Genomic DNA, 23740 nt, shown 5'->3' on the forward strand with positions numbered 1-23740 from the left:
AGTTATTGATTTTTAAAGTGTTTGTGAATTAAATAAACTGTATAAATATTGATAAAATGGAGTGAGGCAATTATAAGAATCATATAACTCAACCTCTTTGTTATTTCTAATATTACTTCTTCTAAACTATTTATTTGATTCATTGTATTTAAACTCCAAACGATTAAACCAATGTTTAATAAATAATAAGCTATTCTTAAAAGATTATTTATACCGTTTCCAAAATTGATTCTATCAGGAAAATAATTTAGAATATATACTTGTCCGTTTTTATAACAAGCCTCTCCTACCCTAAGAACAATTGCACTTGATAGCAATAGGTATATTATATATGTGAATTGACTCATATTTCTTTTTTTATCATTTCTAAAATATAAGTCCAATGAATTGATAAGATTACTGGTATAGCGCATAATATGTAATAAACAATATGATTCTTATTGGCATTATATTCACCAACAAAAAAACAAGCACCAAAATAAAGTACAACTGCTATACCATAAATAAACATTAATTTCCGTTCAAACTTGTTAATACTACCCGAATAAAATAAGGTAAACAAGAATGAAAACACCTGAAAAACTCCTATCACAAAGGCTAAAATAGCTGCTAAAGAGAGTAGGTCTTTTTCTATAATTGATAAAATTAAGAGCATTAAAAACGGAATCATTAAAACTCTATTAATCCATGTCATTATTGAGATACTTATTTTCATAGTTTCAGGAATATTTGAAAGTTTTATTTTAAATTTTTTTACTTTTTTATCATTTTGGTAAAGTTTGATAATAACCAATGCTCATCGGCCTTAATTGTTTTATCAAGAATAGTATTAACTGTATTTGTTACGGTAGCTAAATCTTTCATTACTTTTTTAAACTCCATTGCATCTTCAGAGTTATCATTTACATCGTTTTGTAACTCGTCTAAAACTTTTAAAACAGGTTCAATCTCTCTTTTCTTGCGCTCTTTAGTAACTTGCTTAAACAATTCCCAAATATCTTTATCAGCTACAAAAAACTCCTTACGCTCTCCTATTACAAACTCTTTACTTACAATTCCCCAATCAATTAATGCTCTTACATTCATATTTACGTTTCCTCTAGATATTTTTAGAGTTTCCATAATAGCATCTGCAGACATTGGTTTGGTTGACACTAACAATAAGGCGTGTACTTGCGCCATTGTCTTATTAATTCCCCAACTTGTAGCTAAACTTCCCCAAGTATGAATGTATTTTAATTTTGCGTCATCTAAATTCATAAGGCAAATATACAACTAATTATTAAACTTTCAATAATTATTGAAAATAAAATATTTAAATTTTATCAATTATCTTGTAATACTTTTAATCAAGCGAATACTAATTAATAAAACACAATTTTGAGTAACGATTTTTACACAACATCTATTGTACCTCATAAAGGTATTATAATTAAAATATGTAGAGCTTATACGGACTCTCAAGAAGATTTTGAAGATTTTTATCAAGAAGCTTGTTTACAAATTTGGAAAAGCAGAGATGCTTTTCAAAAAAAATCTAAATGGAGTACTTGGATTTATCGAATAACCTTAAATATTTGCTTAACGCTTTCTAAAAAGAATAAACGCAAGCATAATACTATTGAAATTCTTACTGAAGAATCTGAGAAAAACACTGCTTTTCAAAACGAAAGTTTAAACTTGTTGTACGATGCTATTAAAAAATTATCTGAAGTCGACAGAGCGGTAATTTTATTGCATTTAGAAGAAAATCCGCACAAAGAAATTGCAGAAATTATTGGAACGAGCTCAAATAATATCGCCGTTCGTATTAACAGAATTAAAAAACAATTAAAAGTAATATTAGATGGAAAAATCAATTGAAAAAATATGGAATGAAGCCTTCATTAAAGAAGAAACTTTAATTGCCCCAAAAATAAATAATTTATACAATCAAAAATCAAAATCAATAATTGCAAAAATTAAAAGAACTTACGAAATTGATAACAAAGGATTAATTCCTATGGCCATAATAGTTGCTATTGGTATGACACTATTTTCTGAAGCAATTATTGGGTTTTACGGTGCTTTTTTAATTTTATGTCTCTATTTTTTTAATAACAATTTATTGAAAAAATTTAAAACTATTGATGTTACATCTGACAACCTAACATATTTAAAAAAATATAAAAGCATTATAAATATAATAATGAAAGCCACTAAAAAGCTATTTGTATTTGCAATACCGCTAGCTGTTTTGTCAATTTTTGCTCTTGCTTTTACTATTAAAGAAAAAAATTTTTTATCTAAATTTATTTCTTCGGATACTTCATTCTTAAAAATTATAGCCGTCGGGTTACTAGTTGCTGTTGTCGTTTCAATTATTGGAAGAGTCGTTTATACTATTTCAACTAAAATTTTATATGCCGGATTAATTTCTAAATTAGATGCAGTTATTATAGAAATGGAAGACTTAAAAAATGAAGAATAGCTAAAGTATATTATGTATATAGTTATTAGAATATAAAACAATATTGTATAGAGAAGCTATTCATTAGTTCTCGATACATTTCAATTCCGTTTCACTACATTAAAATTACTCGAACTGACATAAAATAATCTAACTATTTTATAGCAAAAAACAACTGATAAACACCCGTCACTTCGAGTGAAATTGTTGGAATGCAAATGGAAGATAATTTTGTGTCGAGAAGGTACTTACTAGTTCTCGATACATTTTAATTGAGTTTTACTGCACTAAAATTACTCGAACTGACGTTTTATTTCGTGCTATATTCACAATTACTTTACACAAAACACAACTAAAAAGACTTATCGCTTCTTCTGTAAAATCGTCAATCCAATTCGTATTTGTTCGTATGGAACCTTCTCTCCTAAAAACTCGAAATAAGGCTTTAAAGTGGGTTCGTTTTTTAATACTTTTTTAGCATTTGCTATTAGCTTAATAGTTGCCGCATCAATAAATTCATCTAAACTCACATCTTTACCTTCTAAATACAATTTAGATAAATGCGAAAATATAGTTTGTGCTTTTAAGTTTCGCTTATCTGCTATTTCATCAATCGAAAAACCTTCTTTGTATAAATTATAAGTTTCGAGTGTTGTATCTTTTTTTCCTTTCTTTTTCTCTTTTACAAAAATTTTAATCTCTTCCATAAATTCGCCACCATACACTTCTAATTTACGCTGCCCTACTCCACTAATTGCTAAAAAGGCATTATCTGTTTGCGGACGCTCATTTTCTAACTCACGTAAAGTAGCATCACTAAAAACTAAATATGCAGCAATATTTTCTTCCTGAGCAATTCTGTATCGTAGTTTACGTAAACGTTCAAATAAAGTATCTTTTACGACTGATTTAGATGTTTTTTTACCTTTTGCTTTGATAGCTTTTTCAGTAGATTTGATTTCTACTGGAGTTGTTAGTTGAATTTTTTCTTTATCAAAAAGTACTTTTTTAGAAAAATCTGTTAAGTGTAACGTATTGTTTAAGTGAAATGCTATCTGGCAATACCCTTGATTTATCAATTGAATAATATAATGTTGCCAGTGTTGCCAAGAAATATCATTTCCTATTCCGTATGTTTTTAAATTTTGATAATTTTTATCTAAAACCGCCGCATTTTTTGCGCCACGTAAAACATCAATAACCGTTCCCATAGCTTCTTTTTCTTGCAGACGATAAATAGCAGAAAGAGCTTTTTGCGCTATAATTGTTCCATCGAAAAACTGTACCGGATTTTTACAAACATCACAATTACCACAATTTTTCTCAATCAGTTCTCCAAAATAACTCAACAATATTTTTCGTCTACACACAGTTGCTTCTGCAAACTGCTTCATTCTATCTAACTTTGCTTCCTGAACTTCTTTATTACTTGTATTTGCAATAAACTGACGCAGCTGAATTACATCCGCATAACTATGAAAAAGTAATGCTTGTGCTGGTAATCCGTCACGCCCAGCACGACCTATTTCTTGATAATATCCTTCGATATTTTTGGGCATGTTATAATGAATTACCCAACGCACATTCGACTTATCTATTCCCATTCCAAATGCAACCGTTGCACAAATAATTTGAACTTCGTCTTTAATAAAATCTTCTTGATTCTTGGCGCGTTCCTCAAAATTTAATCCTGCATGATATGCTTTCGCATTTATATTTTGCTGCTTTAATTTACCTGCTAATTGTTCCGTAGCCTTTCTACTTAAACAATACACAATACCAGCTTCATTCGGTTTTTTATTAATAAATTTAATAATCTGCTGAACTCTATCGTTTGCAGGACGCACCTCTAAACTGATGTTTTCTCTGTTAAAAGAACTTACATATTTAGTAGCATGCGGAACTGCTAATTGCTCTAAAATATCTTCTTGAGTAGCTTTATCTGCCGTTGCGGTTAACGCCACAATAGGTACATTTGGTAATGTTTTTTTTAAGAACGATAATTGTTTATACGACGGTCTAAAATCATGACCCCAAGCAGAAATACAGTGCGCTTCATCAATCGCAATACAACTAACGTAATTTGGATTTAAAATATTTTGAAGCAACGATAAACTTTCTGGAGCAACATACAACAGCTTTACAGTTTTATTTATAACCGAATCAAAAACTTGTTGTTGTTCTTCGGATGATTGACTACTGTTATAATAAGTAGCTGCGATACCGTTTGCTTTTAAACTATCTACCTGATCTTTCATCAAGGCTATTAACGGAGAAACAACTACGGTTATACCTTCAAAAAACAATGCTGGTAATTGAAAACATATCGATTTTCCTCCACCAGTTGGCATAATTACCAAAGTGTCTTTATTGTTTAAAACATTTTCGATAATTGCTTGTTGCTGTAACCGAAAGCTATCGTAACCAAAGTTTGCTTTTAATTTTACAAGTAAGTCTATTTCTGTAAGCTGCATCATATTGCAAAAATAATCATAAAAAAAGCATAGAAAATAATTTCTATGCTTCATTTTGTTTTTAGTGCTATTTCAACATTATTTATAATAGATAACGAACAGTTACTTTAAATCTTGTAATAAAACCTCAATTGCTTTTTGTAATTGAGCGTCTTCTCCTCTTTCTTTCCAACCCGGAGCATTTTTCACTAAATAATCTGGAACTGCAGGTGCTTCATTCTCCATATTCTTTCCTGATTTCTTCACAAACCAAGCTCTAAACGGCATACGAATAGATCCGTTTTGTAATCTTGCAGATCCTGTAGAAACTACGGCTCCGAATGTCGGTTGTCCTACTAATTTACCTAAACCTAAGTTTTTAAATGCATGTGAAAAAATCTCAGCATTCGAATAACTATTTTCATTACACAAAGCAACCACTGGCTTTGTATTTACCGACAAAATTGCACGTTCGTTAAAAGGGTAATTTTTATTGAATTTCTTATTATTCTTTAAACTTTTAGCAGCGCCTCTCGGTACCGTATACGCATGTTGATCTACATTTAAAACAGCCATTAATCGGTCGGTTGTCCAACCACCACCGTTATAACGTACATCAATTACAATTCCTTTTTTTCCGTATCCACTTGCTTTTAACTCACGTTCAAAACGCTCGAAACTTGGCATATTCATTCCCTGAATATGAATATATCCTAATTGCCCGTTTGAGTATTCGTCAACTAATTTTTTACGAGACGTTATCCAAGCTTCATATTGTTGACTTCTAATAGATCGTTGCGGTCTTAACACAACATCTTTTCCGTTCTTTAAACTCAATAATACTTCGTTACCTTGTGTATTTTTCAATAGCTGATAAAAGTTAGTGTTTTTAGCTATTTCATTTCCATTTACAGCAGTAATAACATCACCTACTTTTAAAGTACTTTTCGATTTATCAGCAACCGTATTCTCTAAAATATAATTCACTTTTACGCCGCCTTTCGTATTTATTACATCTAAACCTAGTAAACCTACTTTGTCGTTTATGGTTTTAGGAGCTGAGCCTCTATATCCCATGTGACTCGCATTTAACTGCCCCAACAATAAATTATACATATATGTATAATCTTGATGTGTTGTTGCTGATAAAACCCAAGGTCTGTATCTTTTTACTAAGCTACTCCAATCATAGCCGTGAAATTCTGGATCGTAAAAGCCAGCTGTTAACACTCTAATACCTTCTTCAAAAACCTGCTCGTATTCTTTTTTACTATTTTTAGTATAAGTTGCAGAATGTGGTAGCTTCGTTACTTTATCTGATTTGGTATCTAACTGATTTAAACTTCCTCTTGAAGTAAAATAAACTTTCCCTTTATTTTCTGATATTCCTCTTGCACCGCTTACACTTTTAATCGCTTTTGGCTTGCTTCCATCCCACTTTACTTTATAAGTGCTTCTTTTTTTACTTGCAGGATCTGTTGCTGAAAAATAAATAAATTTACTGTCGGCACTAAACATCGGACTGTATTCATTATCCTGTAAAGAAGTTACTTGTACTAAACGATCGTAAATTTTATCTTGATCTATTTTAACAACAACTATTTTTTTCTTCTTTTTCTTATCCTTTTTGTCAGACTTATCTTCTTTTTTTTCTTTTTCCGCTGGATAATAACTTCCTTCTTCGTGATCAATTTTCGATTTCTCCCAATCCGTTTTATCTAACCAAACCATCCAAACATCATAGTTCATTCCGCTTCTGTTTGATAAAAATGCTAATTTTTTACCATCTGCACTCCAAACCGGATTTGCATCACTTCGTGGATGCATAGAAACATTCATTTTTTTAGATTTATCAGCAATCGATTGAATGAATATTTCGCTATCAAAATTTAAATCTTCTTGAGAATATGCAATGTATTTACTATCCGGACTCCAAGAAACACCTTCGGCAGCTGCCCAAGAATTTGAATATTCTTTGGCCTTAATAATCTTTCCATCTTTTAAATCAGCAATCATTAAAATTCCGCGACCAACTTGATAGGCAATTTTTTTTCTGTCAGGTGATACTAATGATCCCATTACATCTTCTTTATGATTCGTTAATTTCGTCACCTTTGTTTTTAAACTACGATGTAAACCAACTAATGTATCTGTAGAAACTGCGCTATATAATTGATAAACCCCGCCTCTATCCGAAGAAAAAACAACTGTTTTATCATTTATCCATTGCGGATTACGATCTCTAAATAAATGCTTACTTACGTTATTAGAACGTTTCTTTTCTTTATTGTTTTCTTTTACAAAAATTTCACCGTTAATTTCAAGTGCAATACTTTTTCCGTTAGGTGAAACTGCGTAACTACTAATTCCGTTTGTAACTGTTTTTGTTATCTCTTCTTCAAAACGATTATCCGAAGAAAGGTTTAAGGTTATTTTTTGTGCCAAACCATCTTCAACCTTAAATAAATTTACACCACTTAAGTAAATAAATGCTCCGTTACTACTCACTGAAAACTCTCTAACTCCATCTTTTTTCTCTGATGTTAATTGGGTTGCGTTTCCATTAGCCGTTCCGTTTGATGAAATGACTTGTTTATATACATTATAGCGTCCACTCTTTGCGCCGATATAATATAAGTTTCCGGCAGCATCCCATTTAGGAGAATGGTCGTTTTTGTTACTTGTGGTAATTTGATTGTATTTTTTGGTATCTGTGTTATAAATCCAAATATCTCTTTGTGCAGAACCCGAATAGTCTTCACGAGCAATACGACAAGCTCCTTTGGTAAACGCTATTAATTTTCCGTTAGGAGAAACTGACGCTAACTCACCGTAAGCTGTTAATAATCGTTCTGGTGTTCCGCCATTTTCATTTACGGTATACATTTGTTTATCCCATTCTGGACCGCGATAAACTCTTCCTGTTGTAAATACAATGGCATCTTTTGATGTCCAATCTGTAGGAATATTCGTCGTTGGATAATACGTTAGTTGTTTTGGCACACCACCGTTAAGAGACGTTATAAATACGTTGTCATTTCCTTTTCTGTTTGATGAAAATGCGATTTCGGTATCATCAATATTCCACACGGGATTACTTTCATATCCTTTATGAATTGTTAATCTTTTTGATTGCTTACTATTTAAGTTGTACATCCAAATATCTCCATAATAACTAAATGCCATTTTTGAACCATCATTACTAATAGCAGGTTTTCGAATTAAAGAATTTTGAGAAATTGCAACACCAAAACTAAATAGCATTGCGAGTAGAAATAGATTTTTTTTAGACATCCGATTATTTTTATGTAAACGAAATTAAAGTATTCGTATTATTATCAGAAAACTTTAAGACTTTTTAACAGTGTTTTCAAAAAAAAAAAGAAATTAATCCATATCTTTATAAAAAAAACAATCATGAAAACTATCAATCTCCTTTTAATTTTAACACTATCTTTATCTAACACAGTGTTTTCTCAACAAGAAAAAAATGTATTTATTGTCGTTAAAGATAGTAATAACAACCCTATTCCAAACGCTGTTGTCCTCTTTGATGATGTAAAACAAACTTCTAAAACAGATTCTAAAGGAATATTTAAAGGCACAAGCAAAAAAAATATAAAAAAAATGACGGCCTTTTCTCCTCTTCATGGAATCAATACTATAAATTATGATGGAAAAAAATACAATCGAATTATAATAAAAAGCCAACGCGCTAATGTTACAATTCAAAAACCATCAAATGTAATCGTCCAAAACTCAATGTCTTCATTTCAATACAAAGACATTTATGATTATATAAATGGGCAAGTTCCTGGTGTAACCGTAATTAATAAAACAATTACGGTTAGAGGATCTAATTCTATTAATGGATCTACAATACCTTTATTTGTTGTAAACAAGATGCAAGTAGCACAAGAGATTTTTGCAAACATCTCACCCGCTGACATAAAACGTATAAAAGTATTGAAAGGAACTGACACAGCTATTTACGGTGTTAGAGGCGCAAATGGTGTTATTGAAGTTACAACTAATTAATAACCCTAAAAACAACACTTACAGCGTTTAGTAAGGCAAATAATAATAATATTTTAGTTCTCTCTTATTATAGATAATATATTTTATAACTAAAAAAAATGCTGCTTTTTCAGCTTTGGCTTGGTTTTAGTGGTTACTAGTATAAGATATTAAAATACTTACAGCATAAGAATTATGTAAAGGAGTATTTTTTTAAATTAAACAATCATAAGTATGAGTCAAGTAAAAGAAAACAACACAGTTAAAGTAAACTACACAGGTAAATTATCTGACGGACAAATTTTTGATAGTTCTGAAGGAAAAGAGCCTATAGAATTTACTTTAGGAGAAGGACGATTAATACCTGGTTTTGAAAAAGGTTTAATTGATATGAAATTAAACGAAAAGAAAACCATTACAATTGCTAAAGAGGAAGCATATGGTGATGTTAACGAAAATTTGATTCAGGAAGTAAATAAAACTGATCTTCCTCAGGATATGGCTCCTCAAGTAGGTATGGGACTTGTCTCTAAATCTCCTGACGGACAAGAATTCAACTTAGTTATTACTGAAGTTAAAGAAGAGAGTGTTATTATTGATGGTAATCACCCTTTAGCTGGTAAAGAACTTATTTTTGATCTTGAAGTTGTTGCTATTAACTAACAACAGAAGATTAACATCTTTGTAAAATAACAAACCGCTTATTAAAAACAATAGGCGGTTTATATTTATAAGATATATTATTTTTTAATTGATTTTATAAAATTGCCAACTCCTGCAATTCCGTTTGCATCTAGTTCTTTAACAAAGGCCGAACCTATAATTGCTCCATTCATATATTTACAAGCCGTTGTAAATGTTTTCTTATCAGAAATACCAAAGCCAACAATTAATTTACTTTGTAATTTCATGGCATTAATTCGATTAAAATAATCGATTTGTTGTGATGAAATCTCCCCTTTTGCTCCAGTAATTGAAGCTGATGCTACTACGTAAATAAAAGCTTCTGTTAACGAATCAATTTTACGAATTCTTTCTTCAGATGTATTTGGCGTAATTAAAAACACGTTTGTTATTTCGTATTTCTTAAACAATTCCTGATAATGATTTTCATATTCAATCATTGGTAAATCCGGAATAATTACAGTATCAATTCCTGTTTCTTTTACTTTTTTACAAAACTTATCTTCACCATATTTTATAATCTGATTCAAATATCCCATTAAAACTAATGGCGTTTTATTTGTATCCTTTATGGCTAATAACTGCTCAAAAACTACATCAAGATTCATTCCGTTACTTAACGCAACCGAACTACTATTTTGTATCGTCGGACCATCTGCTAAAGGATCTGAATAAGGCAAACCTACTTCTATAAAATCTACACCACTATTACTTAAATCAGCAACAATTTTTGCAGTGTCATCTAACTTCGGAAAACCTGCCGTGAAGAAAATAGATAATAAATTTTGACTTTGATTTTGAAAAACTTTTTTTATTGAATTCATGTTTTATACTTCATTCTGTCATTGCGAACGTAGTGAAGTAATCTCCTAAAAAGACTACTTCGTTATTCCTTCTCGTAACGACGATTTTAAAATTTAATCTTCTAAATACTTGATATATGTTTCTAAATCTTTATCTCCTCTTCCAGATAAATTAATAACTACAACTTGGTCTTTTTTCAAATCCATTTTAGGTAAAACAGCCAAAGCATGTGCTGTTTCTAAAGCAGGAATAATACCTTCTATTTTTGTTAATTCATAAGCTGCATCCAACGCTTCTTTATCAGTTGCGTTCATAAATTTCGCTCGTTTTGATTCATGTAAATAAGCATGTAAAGGACCAACTCCGGGATAATCTAATCCTGCTGAAATTGAATACGGCTCCACAATTTGGCCATATTCATCTTGCATTAAAATAGTTTTACTTCCGTGAATTACACCTACTTCTCCTAATTGAGAAGTTGCAGCACTTTCACCAGAGTTAACACCCAAACCAGCAGCTTCAACAGCAATTAGCTCAACATCTTCGTCATCAAGATAATGATAAAAAGCTCCAGCGGCATTGCTACCTCCACCAACGCAAGCAATAATAGTATCCGGATTTTCTTTCCCAGTCTTTTCTTTTAATTGCCATTTCATCTCTTCAGAAATTACCGCCTGTAAGCGAGCAACCATATCAGGATGTGGATGCGGGCCAACTACAGAACCAATTAAATAAAACGTTTCTGGATTTTGAATCCAATATCTTATCGCTTCATTTGTAGCGTCTTTTAATGTTTTTGAACCAGAAGTCGCTGCTATAACTTTTGCTCCTAACATTTTCATTCTTGCTACATTTGGTGCTTGTCTAACAATATCTTTTTCACCCATAAAAACAGTACAATCTAAGCCCATTAATGCACAAACTGTTGCTGTTGCAACACCATGCTGTCCTGCACCAGTTTCCGCAATGATTTTGGTTTTACCTAATTTCTTAGCAATTAGAACTTGCCCAATGGTATTATTTACCTTGTGCGCTCCTGTGTGACATAAGTCTTCTCTTTTCAAATAAATATGTGCACCGTATTTTTCAGATAAACGTTCTGCTAAATATAATGGTGTTGGTCTACCAACATAATCTTTTAACAAAGACTTATATTCTTCTTGAAACTCTTTAGATTCTATTATTTGAATGTAATTATCTTTTAATTCTTTTACATTTGGGTGTAATAACTCAGGAATAAAAGCCCCTCCAAATTGTCCAAAATATCCATTCTTATCTGGGTGAAATTTTGATTTCATATTTTCTGTTATTCTGTTATTGCGAGTTTGCAAAAACGTTATTTTTAAATTTTTTTAATTCTTTTACTTTCTTAATTCCGGGTGCACTTTCAAACTTACTATTTACATCTAAAGCATAAATAGGTAAGTTTGTTGCTTGTAATTTTTTAATTTCTGATGTTTCTTCTAGTCCAATTCCGCCACTTAAAAAGAATGGTTTTTCAAAAGGATAATTCTCTAAAACCTGCCAATTAAAAGTAATTCCGTTTCCTCCTCGTTCTCTTCCTTTTGTATCAAACAAAAAATAATCAACCATTTCTAAATATGGATATAAAGTATCAAAATCAAACGCATCTTTAATTCCAAAAACTTTCACCAGCTCAGGCATTTTGTATTTTGCCTTTTGATGTTTTTCTGCAATACTTTCTTTAAAAACTGCTGTTAACTTTTGTAAATAATCTGGTGATTCATCGCCATGAAGCTGCACCATATTTAAACCATACTCTTCTACTAATGAAACTACTATTTCTGGAATTTCATTTACAAAAACACCTGCTTTTTTTATTTCTTTTGGCAAATCAGGAATGATACCTTCAAAATTTCTTTTTGATTTCTCATAGAAAATAAACCCTAAATAATCAGGTTGCAACTCTGCAACTTGTTGGATATTTTCTATGTATTTCATTCCACAAACTTTCAGTTTCATAGTTATCGTATTTGATCAATGAATTCTTTACAAGCTAATCCCGGATTATCGGTTTTCATAAAAGTTTCACCAATTAAAAAACCTTGAAAACCATGTTCTTTTAATCCTGTTATAATTCTTGGATCAGAAATTCCGCTTTCAGAAACCTTAATTGCTGTATTTGGTATTTGACTAGCCAGTTTTATAGAATGTTCTAAATCTACCTCGAAAGTTTTTAAATTACGATTATTAATTCCGATAATCTTATTATCTAAATCGTTAATCTTATCTAATTCCTCTTGTGTATGAACTTCATACAAAACCTCTAAACCTATATCGTTTGCTAACTGACCGTAATTTTTAAGTTCTTGCTTTGTTAAACAAGCTGCAATTAATAAGATAACATCTGCACCGATTGCTTTAGCCTCAACAATTTGAAATCCGTCAACAATAAAATCTTTCCTTAAAATTGGTCGTAACTGGTTTACCGTTCTAGCCTCCAATAAATCGGCCATGGTTCCACCAAAAAAAGAAGTATCTGTTAAAATTGATTGTGCTGCTACATTTGCATCTAAATAACCTTCCGTAACTTCTAAGATAGTAGCTTTATCGTTAATGATTCCTTTTGAAGGAGATTGACGTTTAAATTCAGCTATTATACCTGTTGAACCTACTTTTAATAGCTCTTTTTTTAATGAAAACGGTGCGTTTTTAAAATTCGGACTTTCAACCAATTTACTTACAGGAACTTCTGCTTTAATCTTGGCTATTTCTGTTTTTTTAAACGCTATTATTTTATCGAGTATTGTCATTTCTATTTTAAATTTGTCTGGTCGAGCGCAGTCGAGATCTAAAACCTCTCGACTGCGCTCGAGTAGACATTATATATTTACTAGTTTATTTAATGTTTGATATGCTTTTAATCCTAATAAAGAATCTTTTGCTTCTTCGTAAGCTTCTTGAAAACTCTTCTTGTCATCAACAATTTTTAAGGCAAATGCTGCATTTGTTAACACCACACTATTTTGTGCCTCGGTACCGTTTCCTTCAATTATACTTTTGAATATTTTTGCGGCATCAGCAACAGATTCTCCTCCAAATATAGCTGATTGTTCTGTCCTTTTCTGCCCTATATCTTCTGGATTAATTAATTGTTCTCCATTTTTGGTAAACAATTTAAAACCGCTTGTTAAAGATATTTCATCATAACCATCCAAAGCGTGAACAATACCGTAATTTCTATTTTCTTCTTGTAAAATATAATTATACAAACGGGCAACTTCTAAATTAAAAGTTCCTAATAATTGATTTTTAGGTGAGCTAGGGTTTACTAACGGACCTAACATGTTAAAAAATGTTTTTAACGCTAATGCTTTTCTAGTTGCACTTACCGCTTTCATTGCCGGGTGAAATTTTGGTGCGTGTAAAAAACAAATATTAGCTTGCTCTAATTGCGATTTTAAAACAGCTTCATCATTGGTAAATTCATATCCGAAACTCTCTAACATATCAGACGAACCTGATTGAGATGACACCGAATAATTACCATGTTTTGCCACTTTTTGTCCGGTACCAGCAACAATAAAAGACGTTAAGGTAGAAATATTAAAAGTATCTTTTCCGTCGCCACCTGTACCAACAATATCAATGGTGTTATACTCAGAAAAATCTACTTTTATGGCTAATTCTATCAACGCATTTCTAAAACCCGAAAGCTCGTCAACCGAAATAGGGCGCATCATAAAAACGGTCATAAAAGAAGCCAAATGCGCTTCGTTGAATTTGCCCGAAGCAATATCAATCAAAACTTGTTTTGCTTGTTGTTTTGTTAATTTTTTATGCTGATATAAATCGTTTAATATTTGTTTCATAATTTAATCTTGTCATTGCAAAGCAAATGATAATTTGCTATGGCAACCTGTTTATCTATTAAGAGATTACTTCGTTGTACTCGTAATGACGTTACTTTTTAATATTATCTAAGAAATTTCTAACAATCTGCTCACCAACTTCTGTTAAGATTGACTCAGGATGAAATTGTACTGCCGACATATTAAATACACTGTGTTCAATTGCTTGAATTCCGCCATCTTCATCTACAGCTGTAATATTAATTTCTGATGGGAAGTTTTCATTTGAAGCAATCCAAGAATGATATCTTGCCGCTTGAAATTTTTGCGGAACTCCTTTAAAAATAACAGCCTCTTTATTCACAATTTCCATTTCTGTGGCAACGCCATGAAAAACTTCTCCCATGTTTTCTATACTTCCTCCAAAAACTTCTGTAATTGCTTGTAAACCTAAGCAAACACCAAAAATAGGTTTTTTACCTGCGTATTGTTTTATAACCTCTTTTAAAATACCCGCTTCATCAGGAATTCCAGGTCCTGGTGATAAAATAATGGCATCGTACCTATCTATTTCAGTTACAGAAATTTCGTCATTTCGATACACATCAGGTAAATTACCTGTAATATCTTCTATCATGTGCACCAAATTATAGGTAAACGAATCGTAATTATCTAGTATTAATATTTTCATTTTTTTCTAGTTGTCATTGCCAAGCAAATTTATTCTTTTGCTGTGGCAATCTGTTTGTTTATTAATTAAGAGATTACTTCGTTGTAAAAACTTAAAATTTATTTTTGCGTTAAGGATTGAAACGGCATCCTTTTTATTTTTTTCAATAAAAAGATGTAGTGGAAAGCCTGTTAAAACGCCCTAAATATTTTCAGCTAAAGTCAACGCTTTTTTTAGTGCTGCTAATTTATTATTTACTTCTTGCAATTCTTTTTCTTCGTCGGAATGAATTACAATTCCTGCGCCTGCCTGATAATACAGTACGTTATTTTTACTAACGAAAGAGCGAATTGCGATGGCAAGATTTACCGAACCATCTAAACCGATGATTCCGACTGCCCCACCATAAAATCCGCGAGATTGATTTTCGTAAGTATCAATTAATTGCATCGCTTTGTATTTTGGTGCTCCACTTAAAGTTCCGGCAGGAAAAGTATCTCCTACAATTTCTATCGGGTTTCCTGTAATACTCCCTTTTACGGTAGATACTAAATGAATTACGTGGCTAAAATATTGCACTTCTTTAAACACCTCAACTTTTACATTGTCGGCATGTTTACTCAAATCATTTCTTGCCAAATCTACCAACATTACATGTTCTGCAGTTTCTTTTTTATCTTCGGATAATTGCTTACCTAGTTTTATGTCTTCTGCCATATCTCCGGTACGCCTAAAAGTTCCGGCAATTGGATTTATAATGGCTTTTCCTTCATTTATTTTAATTTGAGCTTCAGGTGAAGATCCCATTAATTTAAAAGAACCATAATCGAAATAAAATAAATATGGCGACGGGTTTATAGAACGTAATGCTCGATACACATTAAATTCATCTCCTTTAAATTTTTGTTGAAACTGGCGTGATAATACCAACTGAAAAACATCGCCACGCTTACAGTGTGCTTTTGCTTTTACTACATATTCTTTAAAATCATCATTGGTACAATTTGAGGTTTCTTCTCCGCTAATTTCAAATTTTTGTGTATTAAAAGCCTGCGCTTCTATTATAGTTTCTATTTCTGAAATTCTCGACTCTGTTCCTTCTTCAATATTTTCAATCAACGTCATTTCATCATTAAAATGATTGATTGCTATAATGAATCGGTAAAAACTGTATTGCATTACAGGTATCTTAGACGGCGCATCTTTTACATTTAACTGTATGTTTTCGAAATATTGAACGCTATCATAGGTTGAATATCCGTATAAACCGTTAAATGATTTTAGTGCTGGGGGGCAATCTAAAGCGATCGACTTTGAAAAACCATCAAACAAGCTGTAAAAGTTCTTATCTATTTTACTTTCTGAAATTGTTTTTCCTTGTTTAGAAACAGTAAAATTATGATCCTCAACCTTCATTGTAACCACTGGTTCGATAGCTATAAAAGAAAAACTTTCTTCTTTACTATGGTAATCTGAACTCTCTAATAATAAAGTGTTAGCATATTTATCTCTAAAACGCAAATACAAACCTACAGGTGTTATTGTATCAGAAATTTTACTTTTTGTTATTGTGTTAAATTTTATTTTTTCCATATTAACTTGTCAGGTCGAGCGCAGTCGAGACCAATTTAATCTCTTTTCTTGTCTATAACCTCTCGACTGCGCTCGAGGAGACAATAATTTAATTGTTAAAAAACAAAAAAGGCTTATCGTGAGATAAGCCTTTCCTTTATAGTATATACATATAGGTATCTTCTCACTTAACTATTAAGAGAGTTCCACCACCATATGTTGTTTTGTTTCATCATTATACCACAAATGTATGACAGATTTTTGATTCTGCAAAATTATTTTTTTAATTTTAAACTTTTGATTTCTGGAGAATCCCAAGTATATGGATAACCTCTCCAAAAAGAAACCTTACCTCCATTATACTTCCATGCAACTTCCTTCTCTGGAGTTATTTCCCAAAAACCATAATCTCCTTCGCAAATTAATGTGTTACCATTTTTCAATCTTGTTGCTCCAGAAATTTTACCATAAAATAACTCCGAATCAGTAAAGCTCCAAACCACATTTGGTTCATTACTTTCTTCGGTTTTTAATTCAAAAACTTCAGGCATTTTTAATTCATAAACAGTAGACTGACCTACATCATTTCCATTCATATAAACCAAAACATTGCCTGCTCCTGGTATATTTTTTTCTAAAAAATTAGGAAAATGATTTCTAGAAAACATGCGTTCACCAAAAACACTGTTATAAGCTTTAGGATTACCAAAACGATACAACAAATCACCTCCTTTGCCATAATTACCTCCCAAACTCGTTTTTGCTTCAAGTAATGTTGTACTATGATCGACAACCCATACTTCTCCATAATAATTAACACTAATATAAATTACGTCTTTTTCGGCATCATAATCTATTCCGTTAGCGTGCATAATATCACCATTATCTATAGAATAATAGTTAATATTAATATTCTGAGGATTCTCACTTAACACACCATATGTCAATGTACTACTAGGCAATTTATCTTGTATTATATGATCAAAACTATGCCATTCCCATACTATAGTGTTTGTATTTGGATTTACCTCAACCAACACCTCTGGAAATATATCTCCCTCTGTTTCAACGCCATTTAGTTTAGCTTCTGATTTCGTTATTCTTTCCCAAGCAAGAAAAATAATATTCCCGTTTGGTAACATTTCGACATCATGGTGTGCTAAATGATTTTCTGTTGCATATTTATATTCCCAATCAACACTTCCGTCAATATTTAGAACTCTAATGATTCCGCCGCCACCTCCAAATGAAAAAGCAGGATCATCAACCTTAAACATACCCAACAACTTCCCATCAGACATAATTTCTAAATCATTACCTAATTTCAAATCGAAATCCCAAGTTTTAATTTTATTTCCTGCTTTGTCTAATAAATAAGATTTATCTGCTCCGTTTTCAACAGCCAACACTAAGCTATCGTCTATTAAACCTTCTTCATAAACTTCTATATTTGACGTTAAAAGAACATCTTCTTGTTGATCTTCTGACTTACCACAACTATAAATTACACACAAAAAAAAACAACTACCCAATAACTTTTTCATAAAACTTTTTTTTATTAATAGAACGTAAAGTTAATTAATTATCAAACAACCACATCTAATTCAATTAAAATCTTATTTGCTTTATATATTTATAACCTATAAAAAACAACTACCAAAACACAATGAAATTGCAACCAAAAAATTACTCTCAGTTGTTTTTATATCTAAAAAAAAACAAAGTAGTTAAAATTATTAATTAAAATTAAAAAAACAACACAAATAAATTACATATGTAATCATTTCAAACAAAACTATTTATAAAAAAAAACAAAATACCGTAATTTGCAATATAAATAAGAACTAAAAACCTCAATTTAACTGAGGAATAAAAATATAAAATTATGTGTGGAATTGTATGTGCGTTTGATTTAAAAGAGTCTCCTGAGAGTTTAAGACCTCAGCTATTAGAAATGTCTAAAAAAATTAGACATCGTGGGCCAGATTGGAGCGGAATTTATAGTGATACTAAAGTTATCATGACACATGAGCGTTTGGCAATTGTTGACCCCGCTTCTGGACAACAACCGTTATTTAGTGCTGATAAAAAGTTAATTTTAGCCGCAAACGGAGAAATCTATAACCACAGAGAATTAGCTAAAAATCTTACAGGTTCTTATGAGTTTCAAACAGCTTCTGATTGTGAAGTAATTTTAGCATTGTATAAAGAAAAGGGTGTTGATTTTATTGATGATTTAAACGGAATTTTCGGCTTCGCTTTGTACGATATGGAAAAAGATGAGTATTTTATTGCTCGTGATCATATGGGGATTATTCCTTTATATGTTGGCTGGGATCAAAACGGAACTTTTTATGTTGCTTCTGAATTAAAAGCTTTAGAAGGTGTTTGTACTAAAATTGAATTATTTCCTCCAGGGCATTATATGTCGAGTAAAGACGGAAAATTTGTACAATGGTACAAAAGAGAATGGTCAGAGTACGAAGCTGTAAAAGAAAACGAAACTAGTATTGCAGAAGTTAAAGAAGCTTTAGAAGCTGCTGTACACAGACAATTAATGAGTGATGTGCCTTATGGTGTTTTACTTTCAGGCGGATTAGATTCTTCTGTAATATCAGCAATTGCTAAAAAGTATTCGCAAAAAAGAATAGAATCAGACGATAAATCGGAAGCTTGGTATCCTCAATTACACTCTTTTTCTGTTGGATTAGAAGGCTCACCAGATTTAGCGGCAGCTCAAAAAGTTGCCGATCATATTAGTACAGTACACCATGAAATAAAGTTCACTATTCAAGAAGGATTAGACGCTATTAAAGATGTAATTTATAACATCGAAACGTACGACATAACTACTATTCGATCTTCTACACCAATGTATTTAATGGCGAGAGTTATTAAATCGATGGGCGTTAAAATGGTATTATCTGGAGAAGGAGCCGATGAAATTTTTGGAGGCTATTTATATTTTCACAAAGCACCAAATGCACAAGAATTTCACGAAGAAACGGTTCGTAAATTAGATAAATTACACATGTACGATTGCTTACGAGCTAACAAAAGTTTAATGGCTTGGGGAATTGAAGGTCGTGTGCCGTTTTTAGATAAAGAATTTATAGATGTTGCTATGCGTATCAATCCGAAAGACAAAATGATTAACGGAGAACGTATGGAAAAATGGGTGATTAGAAAGGCATTTGAAGATATGTTGCCAGAAAGTGTTGCTTGGAGACAAAAAGAACAATTTTCTGATGGTGTAGGTTATGATTGGATTGATACTTTAAAGGAAGTAGTAGATAAAGAAGTTACAGAGGAGCAACTGGCAAATGCTAAATTTAGGTTCCCGATACAAACGCCACAAAACAAAGAGGAGTTTTATTACAGAACTATTTTCGAAGCCCATTTTCCTAGTGATACCGCTGCACTAAGTGTTCCGCAAGAGCCAAGTGTTGCTTGTAGCACAAAAATTGCATTAGAATGGGATGAGGCTTTTAAGAACATGAACGAACCATCGGGAAGAGCAATAATGAGTGTACATGACGACGCGTACTAAAATCAGTTTTTAAGTTGACAGTTAACAAACTATAATATTCTAATTCAAAAATTAATTGATAATCTCATTAGCATTTATTACATTTATAGCGAACGTTCGTTAACCGCTTTCTAAACACATCATAAAAAGAATGAAAATAAAAAAAGTACTTGTCGCAAACAGAGGAGAAATTGCTATCAGAATTTTTAGAGCCTGTACAGAAATCAATGTTAAAACAGTAGGTGTTTACACCTTTGAAGATAGATATTCATTACACAGATATAAAGCAGATGAGTCTTATCAAATAGGAGAAAATAATGCGCCGCTAAAACCGTATTTAAATATTGATGAAATTATTAGAGTTACATTAGAAAGTGGTGCCGATGCAGTGCATCCTGGTTATGGTTTTTTATCTGAAAATGCAGATCTTGCTCAGAAGTGTGAGGATAATGGTATTATTTTTATTGGACCCAAAGTGTCTGTATTAAAATCTTTAGGAGATAAAATTACAGCAAAAGAGGTTGCTGTTGCAAATAACATTCCCGTAATAAGAAGTAACGAAAAGCCTTTAATAAATATTGATGTTGCTTTAAGTGAAGCTGAAATAATTGGCTATCCAATTATGTTAAAAGCTGCTTCTGGTGGTGGCGGAAGAGGAATGCGTGTTATTAGAAAAGCCGACGAATTAAAAAGAGCTTTTAACGAAAGTAAGCGTGAAGCACTAAATGCATTTGGAGATGACACCGTTTTTTTGGAGAAATTTGTAGAAAATCCGAAACACATAGAAATTCAAATTGTTGCCGATAATTTCGGAAACACAGTACATCTTTTCGAACGCGATTGCTCTGTGCAACGTCGCTATCAAAAAGTAATTGAATTTGCGCCGTCATTTGATTTAAAACAAGAAATAAAAGATGCGCTTTATAAATATGCTATCGATATTTGTAAAGCTGTTGATTATAATAATATTGGTACTGTAGAATTTTTGGTTGACGATGATGACGCCATCTATTTTATTGAAGTAAATCCAAGAGTTCAGGTAGAACATACGGTTACCGAAGTGGTAACAAATATAGATTTAATAAAAACTCAACTATTTATTGCTGGTGGATATAAACTAGCTGATCAACAAATAAAAATACCAAACCAAGAAGCCGTAAAAGTAAATGGCTATGCCCTGCAATGTAGAATTACAACTGAAGACCCACAAAACGATTTTAAACCAGATTACGGAGAAATTACGACTTACAGAAGTGCGTCTGGATTCGGAATTCGCTTAGACGCTGGTAGTGTTTATCAAGGCGCAGTTATTTCGCCATTTTTCGATTCGATGCTTGTAAAAGTTACAGCAAATAGCAGAACTTTAGATGGTGCTTGTAGAAAAGTTCGTAGAGCTTTAGCCGAATTTAGAATTAGAGGTGTAAAAACAAACATGCCTTTCCTTGACAACATTCTAAAACATGAAACCTTTAGAAAAGGAGAAGTAACTGTTAATTTCATCAAAGAAACACCTGATTTATTTATTTTTAAAGCTCCAAGAAATAGGGCTACGAAATTAGTTACTTATTTAGGAGACGTTATTGTAAATGGGAATCCGGACGTTAAAAAAATAGATCCAACAAAAACATTCGTAAAACCTATTGTTCCTAAGTTTGATGCAAATGCTAGCTTCCCTAAAGGAACAAAAGATTTATTAACAGAATTAGGTCCTGAAAAATTTTCTCAGTGGTTAAAAAATGAAAAGAAAGTTCATTTTACAGATACCACGATGCGAGATGCACATCAAAGTTTATTAGCTACCAGAATGCGAACTTTTGATATGTTAAAAGTAGCAGAAGGTTACGCAAAAAACAACCCAGGTATTTTTAGTATGGAGGTTTGGGGAGGCGCAACTTTTGATGTTTGTATGCGTTTTTTACAAGAAAATCCGTGGGAACGCTTACAATTGTTACGTAAATCGATGCCAAACGTATTGCTTCAAATGTTAATTAGAGGTTCTAACGGAGTTGGATACACAGCGTATCCTGACAATTTAATTGAAAGTTTTGTGCAACAATCTTGGGAAAAAGGTGTAGATATTTTTAGAATTTTCGACTCTTTAAATTGGATGAAATCTATAGCGCCATGCATCGAGCATGTTCGTAATAAAACGAATGGTTTAGCAGAAGGATCAATCTGTTATACAGGCGACATTTTAAATCCGAAGAATACAAAATACAACCTTAAATACTATACCACTTTAGCCAAAGACATCGAAAATGCCGGTGCACATATTTTAGCAATTAAAGATATGGCTGGCTTATTAAAACCGTATGCAGCTTTCGAGTTGGTTTCTGCATTAAAGCAAGAAGTAAATATTCCTATTCATTTACACACACACGACACATCGTCTATTCAATCAGCTACTTATTTAAAAGCTATTGAAGCCGGAGTTGATGTGGTGGATGTCGCCCTTGGCGGATTATCAGGGTTAACATCACAACCTAATTTTAATTCGGTTGTAGAAATGATGAAATTTAATGATAGAGAAAGTAATTTAAATATTGATTCTTTAAACGAGTACTCTAACTATTGGGAAACAGTAAGAGAATATTATTATCCGTTTGAATCTGGTTTAAAATCAGGTTCTGGTGAAGTTTTTAAACATGAAATTCCGGGTGGTCAGTACTCAAATCTAAAACCACAAGCACAAGCATTAGGATTAGAAGATCGTTTTCATGAAATTACCAAAATGTATGGCGATGTAAATCACCTTTTTGGTGATATTGTAAAAGTTACACCAAGCTCTAAAGTAGTTGGTGACATGGCACAGTATTTAGTAAGTAATAACTTAACGGTTCAGGATGTTTTAGAACGTGGTGATACAATTTCTTTTCCGCAATCGGTAGTTAGTTTCTTTAAAGGAGATTTAGGACAACCAGTTGGCGGATTTCCTAAAGATCTTCAGAAATTAATTTTAAAAGATCAAAAACCATACACAGACAGACCAAATGCTCATATTGAGCCTTTAGATATCGACAAAGAATATAATGACTTTAAAAAAATATTTGAAAACGACTTAAGCAGGCCTATAGATTTTACAGATTTTTTATCTTATAAATTATACCCAAAAGTATTTACGGATACTTTTAATAAACATTTAAAATACGATAGTTTATTAAACCTACCAACCAAGAATTTCTTTTACGGAATGGAAAGAGGCGAAGAAATTGTTGTTGAATTAGATAAAGGAAAAACTTTATTAATTACTCTAGATTCTGTTGGAAGACCAAATGAAGACGGAATGGTTACCGTGTATTTTAAAGTGAATGGTCAAGGAAGAGCAGTGCAAATAAAAGATGAATCTATAAAAGTAAATAAGATCATTAACGCTAAAGCTGATAAAAGTAATTCAAAAGAAATAGGCGCTCCATTACAAGGAATGTTATCTGCTATTTTAGTAAAAGAAGGTGAAAAAGTGGTTAAAAACCAGCCTTTATTTATTATTGAAGCTATGAAAATGGAAACTACAATTACAGCTACAGAAGATACAACTATAAAACAAATCGTTTTAAAATCTGGAGTAATGGTTAACTCTGAAGATTTAGTAATTAGATTATCGTGATAATTTATTATTACAAAGCAAAAAAACCTCGCAAAAAAGCGAGGTTTTTACGTTATTAACGTACAACATCCTTCTTTCTTAGTTTAAAAAATATTTACCATCACTATAAATAAATGAAAATCAACTATTTATTTTTTTTATAATTG

19 protein-coding genes are annotated in these 23740 nt (G+C 31.7%); 6 read left to right on the forward strand and 13 right to left on the reverse strand.

The window, feature by feature from the left end; all coding sequences use genetic code 11:
- Window positions 1–2: 2 nt before the first annotated feature.
- The 3 genes from P2G10_RS10070 to P2G10_RS10080 are packed head-to-tail and all read right to left on the reverse strand — an operon-like array spanning window position 3 to window position 1260.
- The gene (locus P2G10_RS10070) at window positions 3–347 is read right to left on the reverse strand and encodes a hypothetical protein (RefSeq protein ID WP_275316438.1); all 345 of its coding nucleotides are present in this window, start codon (window positions 345–347) and stop codon (window positions 3–5) included.
- Window positions 344–715, reverse strand: coding sequence for a hypothetical protein (locus tag P2G10_RS10075; protein ID WP_275316439.1), 372 nt, complete (start codon window positions 713–715; stop codon window positions 344–346). Before P2G10_RS10075 ends, P2G10_RS10070 begins: the two co-directional genes overlap by 4 nt.
- A 38-nt stretch (window positions 716–753) precedes the next feature.
- Window positions 754–1260 carry a GbsR/MarR family transcriptional regulator gene (locus P2G10_RS10080; protein WP_275316440.1) on the reverse strand — a complete coding sequence of 169 codons (507 nt, stop codon included), beginning with the start codon at window positions 1258–1260 and terminating at the stop codon, window positions 754–756.
- Between the two features lie 120 nt (window positions 1261–1380).
- Between P2G10_RS10080 and P2G10_RS10085 the strand changes: the two genes are divergently transcribed.
- Entirely contained in the window at window positions 1381–1863 is a 483-nt protein-coding gene (locus P2G10_RS10085) for an RNA polymerase sigma factor (protein WP_275316441.1), read from the forward strand.
- Complete coding sequence (locus P2G10_RS10090) at window positions 1847–2470, forward strand: hypothetical protein (RefSeq protein ID WP_275316442.1); 624 nt, start codon at window positions 1847–1849, stop codon at window positions 2468–2470. The genes P2G10_RS10085 and P2G10_RS10090 overlap by 17 nt, the downstream gene beginning before the upstream one ends.
- A gap of 341 nt (window positions 2471–2811) precedes the next feature.
- Here P2G10_RS10090 and recQ read toward each other — a convergent pair whose 3' ends face one another.
- Together recQ and P2G10_RS10100 are read right to left on the reverse strand one after the other, a co-directional pair.
- On the reverse strand, window positions 2812–4926 hold the full coding sequence (recQ, locus tag P2G10_RS10095) for a DNA helicase RecQ (RefSeq protein ID WP_275316444.1): 2115 nt from the start codon (window positions 4924–4926) through the stop codon (window positions 2812–2814).
- A 99-nt stretch (window positions 4927–5025) separates the two neighbouring features.
- Window positions 5026–8196: a S41 family peptidase gene (locus tag P2G10_RS10100; protein ID WP_275316446.1), complete on the reverse strand. Its 3171-nt coding sequence runs from the start codon at window positions 8194–8196 to the stop codon at window positions 5026–5028.
- A gap of 123 nt (window positions 8197–8319) precedes the next feature.
- Between P2G10_RS10100 and P2G10_RS10105 the strand changes: the two genes are divergently transcribed.
- A complete protein-coding gene (locus tag P2G10_RS10105; RefSeq protein ID WP_218771300.1) occupies window positions 8320–8940 on the forward strand; it encodes a TonB-dependent receptor plug domain-containing protein in 621 nt (206 codons plus the stop codon).
- Window positions 8941–9153: 213 nt separating this feature from the next.
- The gene (locus tag P2G10_RS10110; RefSeq protein WP_275316447.1) at window positions 9154–9582 is read left to right on the forward strand and encodes an FKBP-type peptidyl-prolyl cis-trans isomerase; all 429 of its coding nucleotides are present in this window, start codon (window positions 9154–9156) and stop codon (window positions 9580–9582) included.
- A 77-nt stretch (window positions 9583–9659) separates the two neighbouring features.
- On the opposite strand, the gene trpA is transcribed toward P2G10_RS10110, so the two are convergent.
- From trpA to P2G10_RS10150, 8 genes are all read right to left on the reverse strand, one after another.
- Window positions 9660–10427 carry a tryptophan synthase subunit alpha gene (trpA, locus tag P2G10_RS10115; RefSeq protein ID WP_275316448.1) on the reverse strand — a complete coding sequence of 256 codons (768 nt, stop codon included), beginning with the start codon at window positions 10425–10427 and terminating at the stop codon, window positions 9660–9662.
- A 93-nt stretch (window positions 10428–10520) separates the two neighbouring features.
- Window positions 10521–11705 (reverse strand): tryptophan synthase subunit beta, encoded by a 1185-nt coding sequence (gene trpB / locus P2G10_RS10120; RefSeq protein WP_275316449.1) that lies wholly within the window; start codon window positions 11703–11705, stop codon window positions 10521–10523.
- 16 nt (window positions 11706–11721) lie between these two features.
- A complete protein-coding gene (locus P2G10_RS10125) occupies window positions 11722–12390 on the reverse strand; it encodes a phosphoribosylanthranilate isomerase (protein ID WP_275316450.1) in 669 nt (222 codons plus the stop codon).
- 2 nt (window positions 12391–12392) lie between these two features.
- A complete protein-coding gene (trpC, locus tag P2G10_RS10130; RefSeq protein WP_275316451.1) occupies window positions 12393–13181 on the reverse strand; it encodes an indole-3-glycerol phosphate synthase TrpC in 789 nt (262 codons plus the stop codon).
- Window positions 13182–13250: 69 nt separating this feature from the next.
- Entirely contained in the window at window positions 13251–14240 is a 990-nt protein-coding gene (trpD, locus tag P2G10_RS10135) for an anthranilate phosphoribosyltransferase (protein ID WP_275316452.1), read from the reverse strand.
- A gap of 91 nt (window positions 14241–14331) precedes the next feature.
- The gene (locus tag P2G10_RS10140) at window positions 14332–14910 is read right to left on the reverse strand and encodes an anthranilate synthase component II (protein ID WP_275316454.1); all 579 of its coding nucleotides are present in this window, start codon (window positions 14908–14910) and stop codon (window positions 14332–14334) included.
- 180 nt (window positions 14911–15090) lie between these two features.
- Window positions 15091–16482: an anthranilate synthase component I family protein gene (locus P2G10_RS10145; RefSeq protein ID WP_275316455.1), complete on the reverse strand. Its 1392-nt coding sequence runs from the start codon at window positions 16480–16482 to the stop codon at window positions 15091–15093.
- A gap of 254 nt (window positions 16483–16736) precedes the next feature.
- Window positions 16737–18005, reverse strand: coding sequence for an aryl-sulfate sulfotransferase (locus P2G10_RS10150; protein ID WP_275316457.1), 1269 nt, complete (start codon window positions 18003–18005; stop codon window positions 16737–16739).
- A 341-nt stretch (window positions 18006–18346) separates the two neighbouring features.
- Here P2G10_RS10150 and asnB point away from each other — a divergent pair, with 341 nt between their 5' ends.
- Both asnB and P2G10_RS10160 read left to right on the forward strand, forming a co-directional pair.
- Complete coding sequence (gene asnB / locus P2G10_RS10155; protein ID WP_275316458.1) at window positions 18347–20011, forward strand: asparagine synthase B; 1665 nt, start codon at window positions 18347–18349, stop codon at window positions 20009–20011.
- A 130-nt stretch (window positions 20012–20141) separates the two neighbouring features.
- Entirely contained in the window at window positions 20142–23594 is a 3453-nt protein-coding gene (locus P2G10_RS10160; protein ID WP_275316459.1) for a pyruvate carboxylase, read from the forward strand.
- Window positions 23595–23740 lie beyond the last annotated feature (146 nt).

It is taken from the genome of Tenacibaculum bernardetii (genome assembly GCF_029125915.1).
Lineage (GTDB): Bacteria > Bacteroidota > Bacteroidia > Flavobacteriales > Flavobacteriaceae > Polaribacter > Polaribacter bernardetii.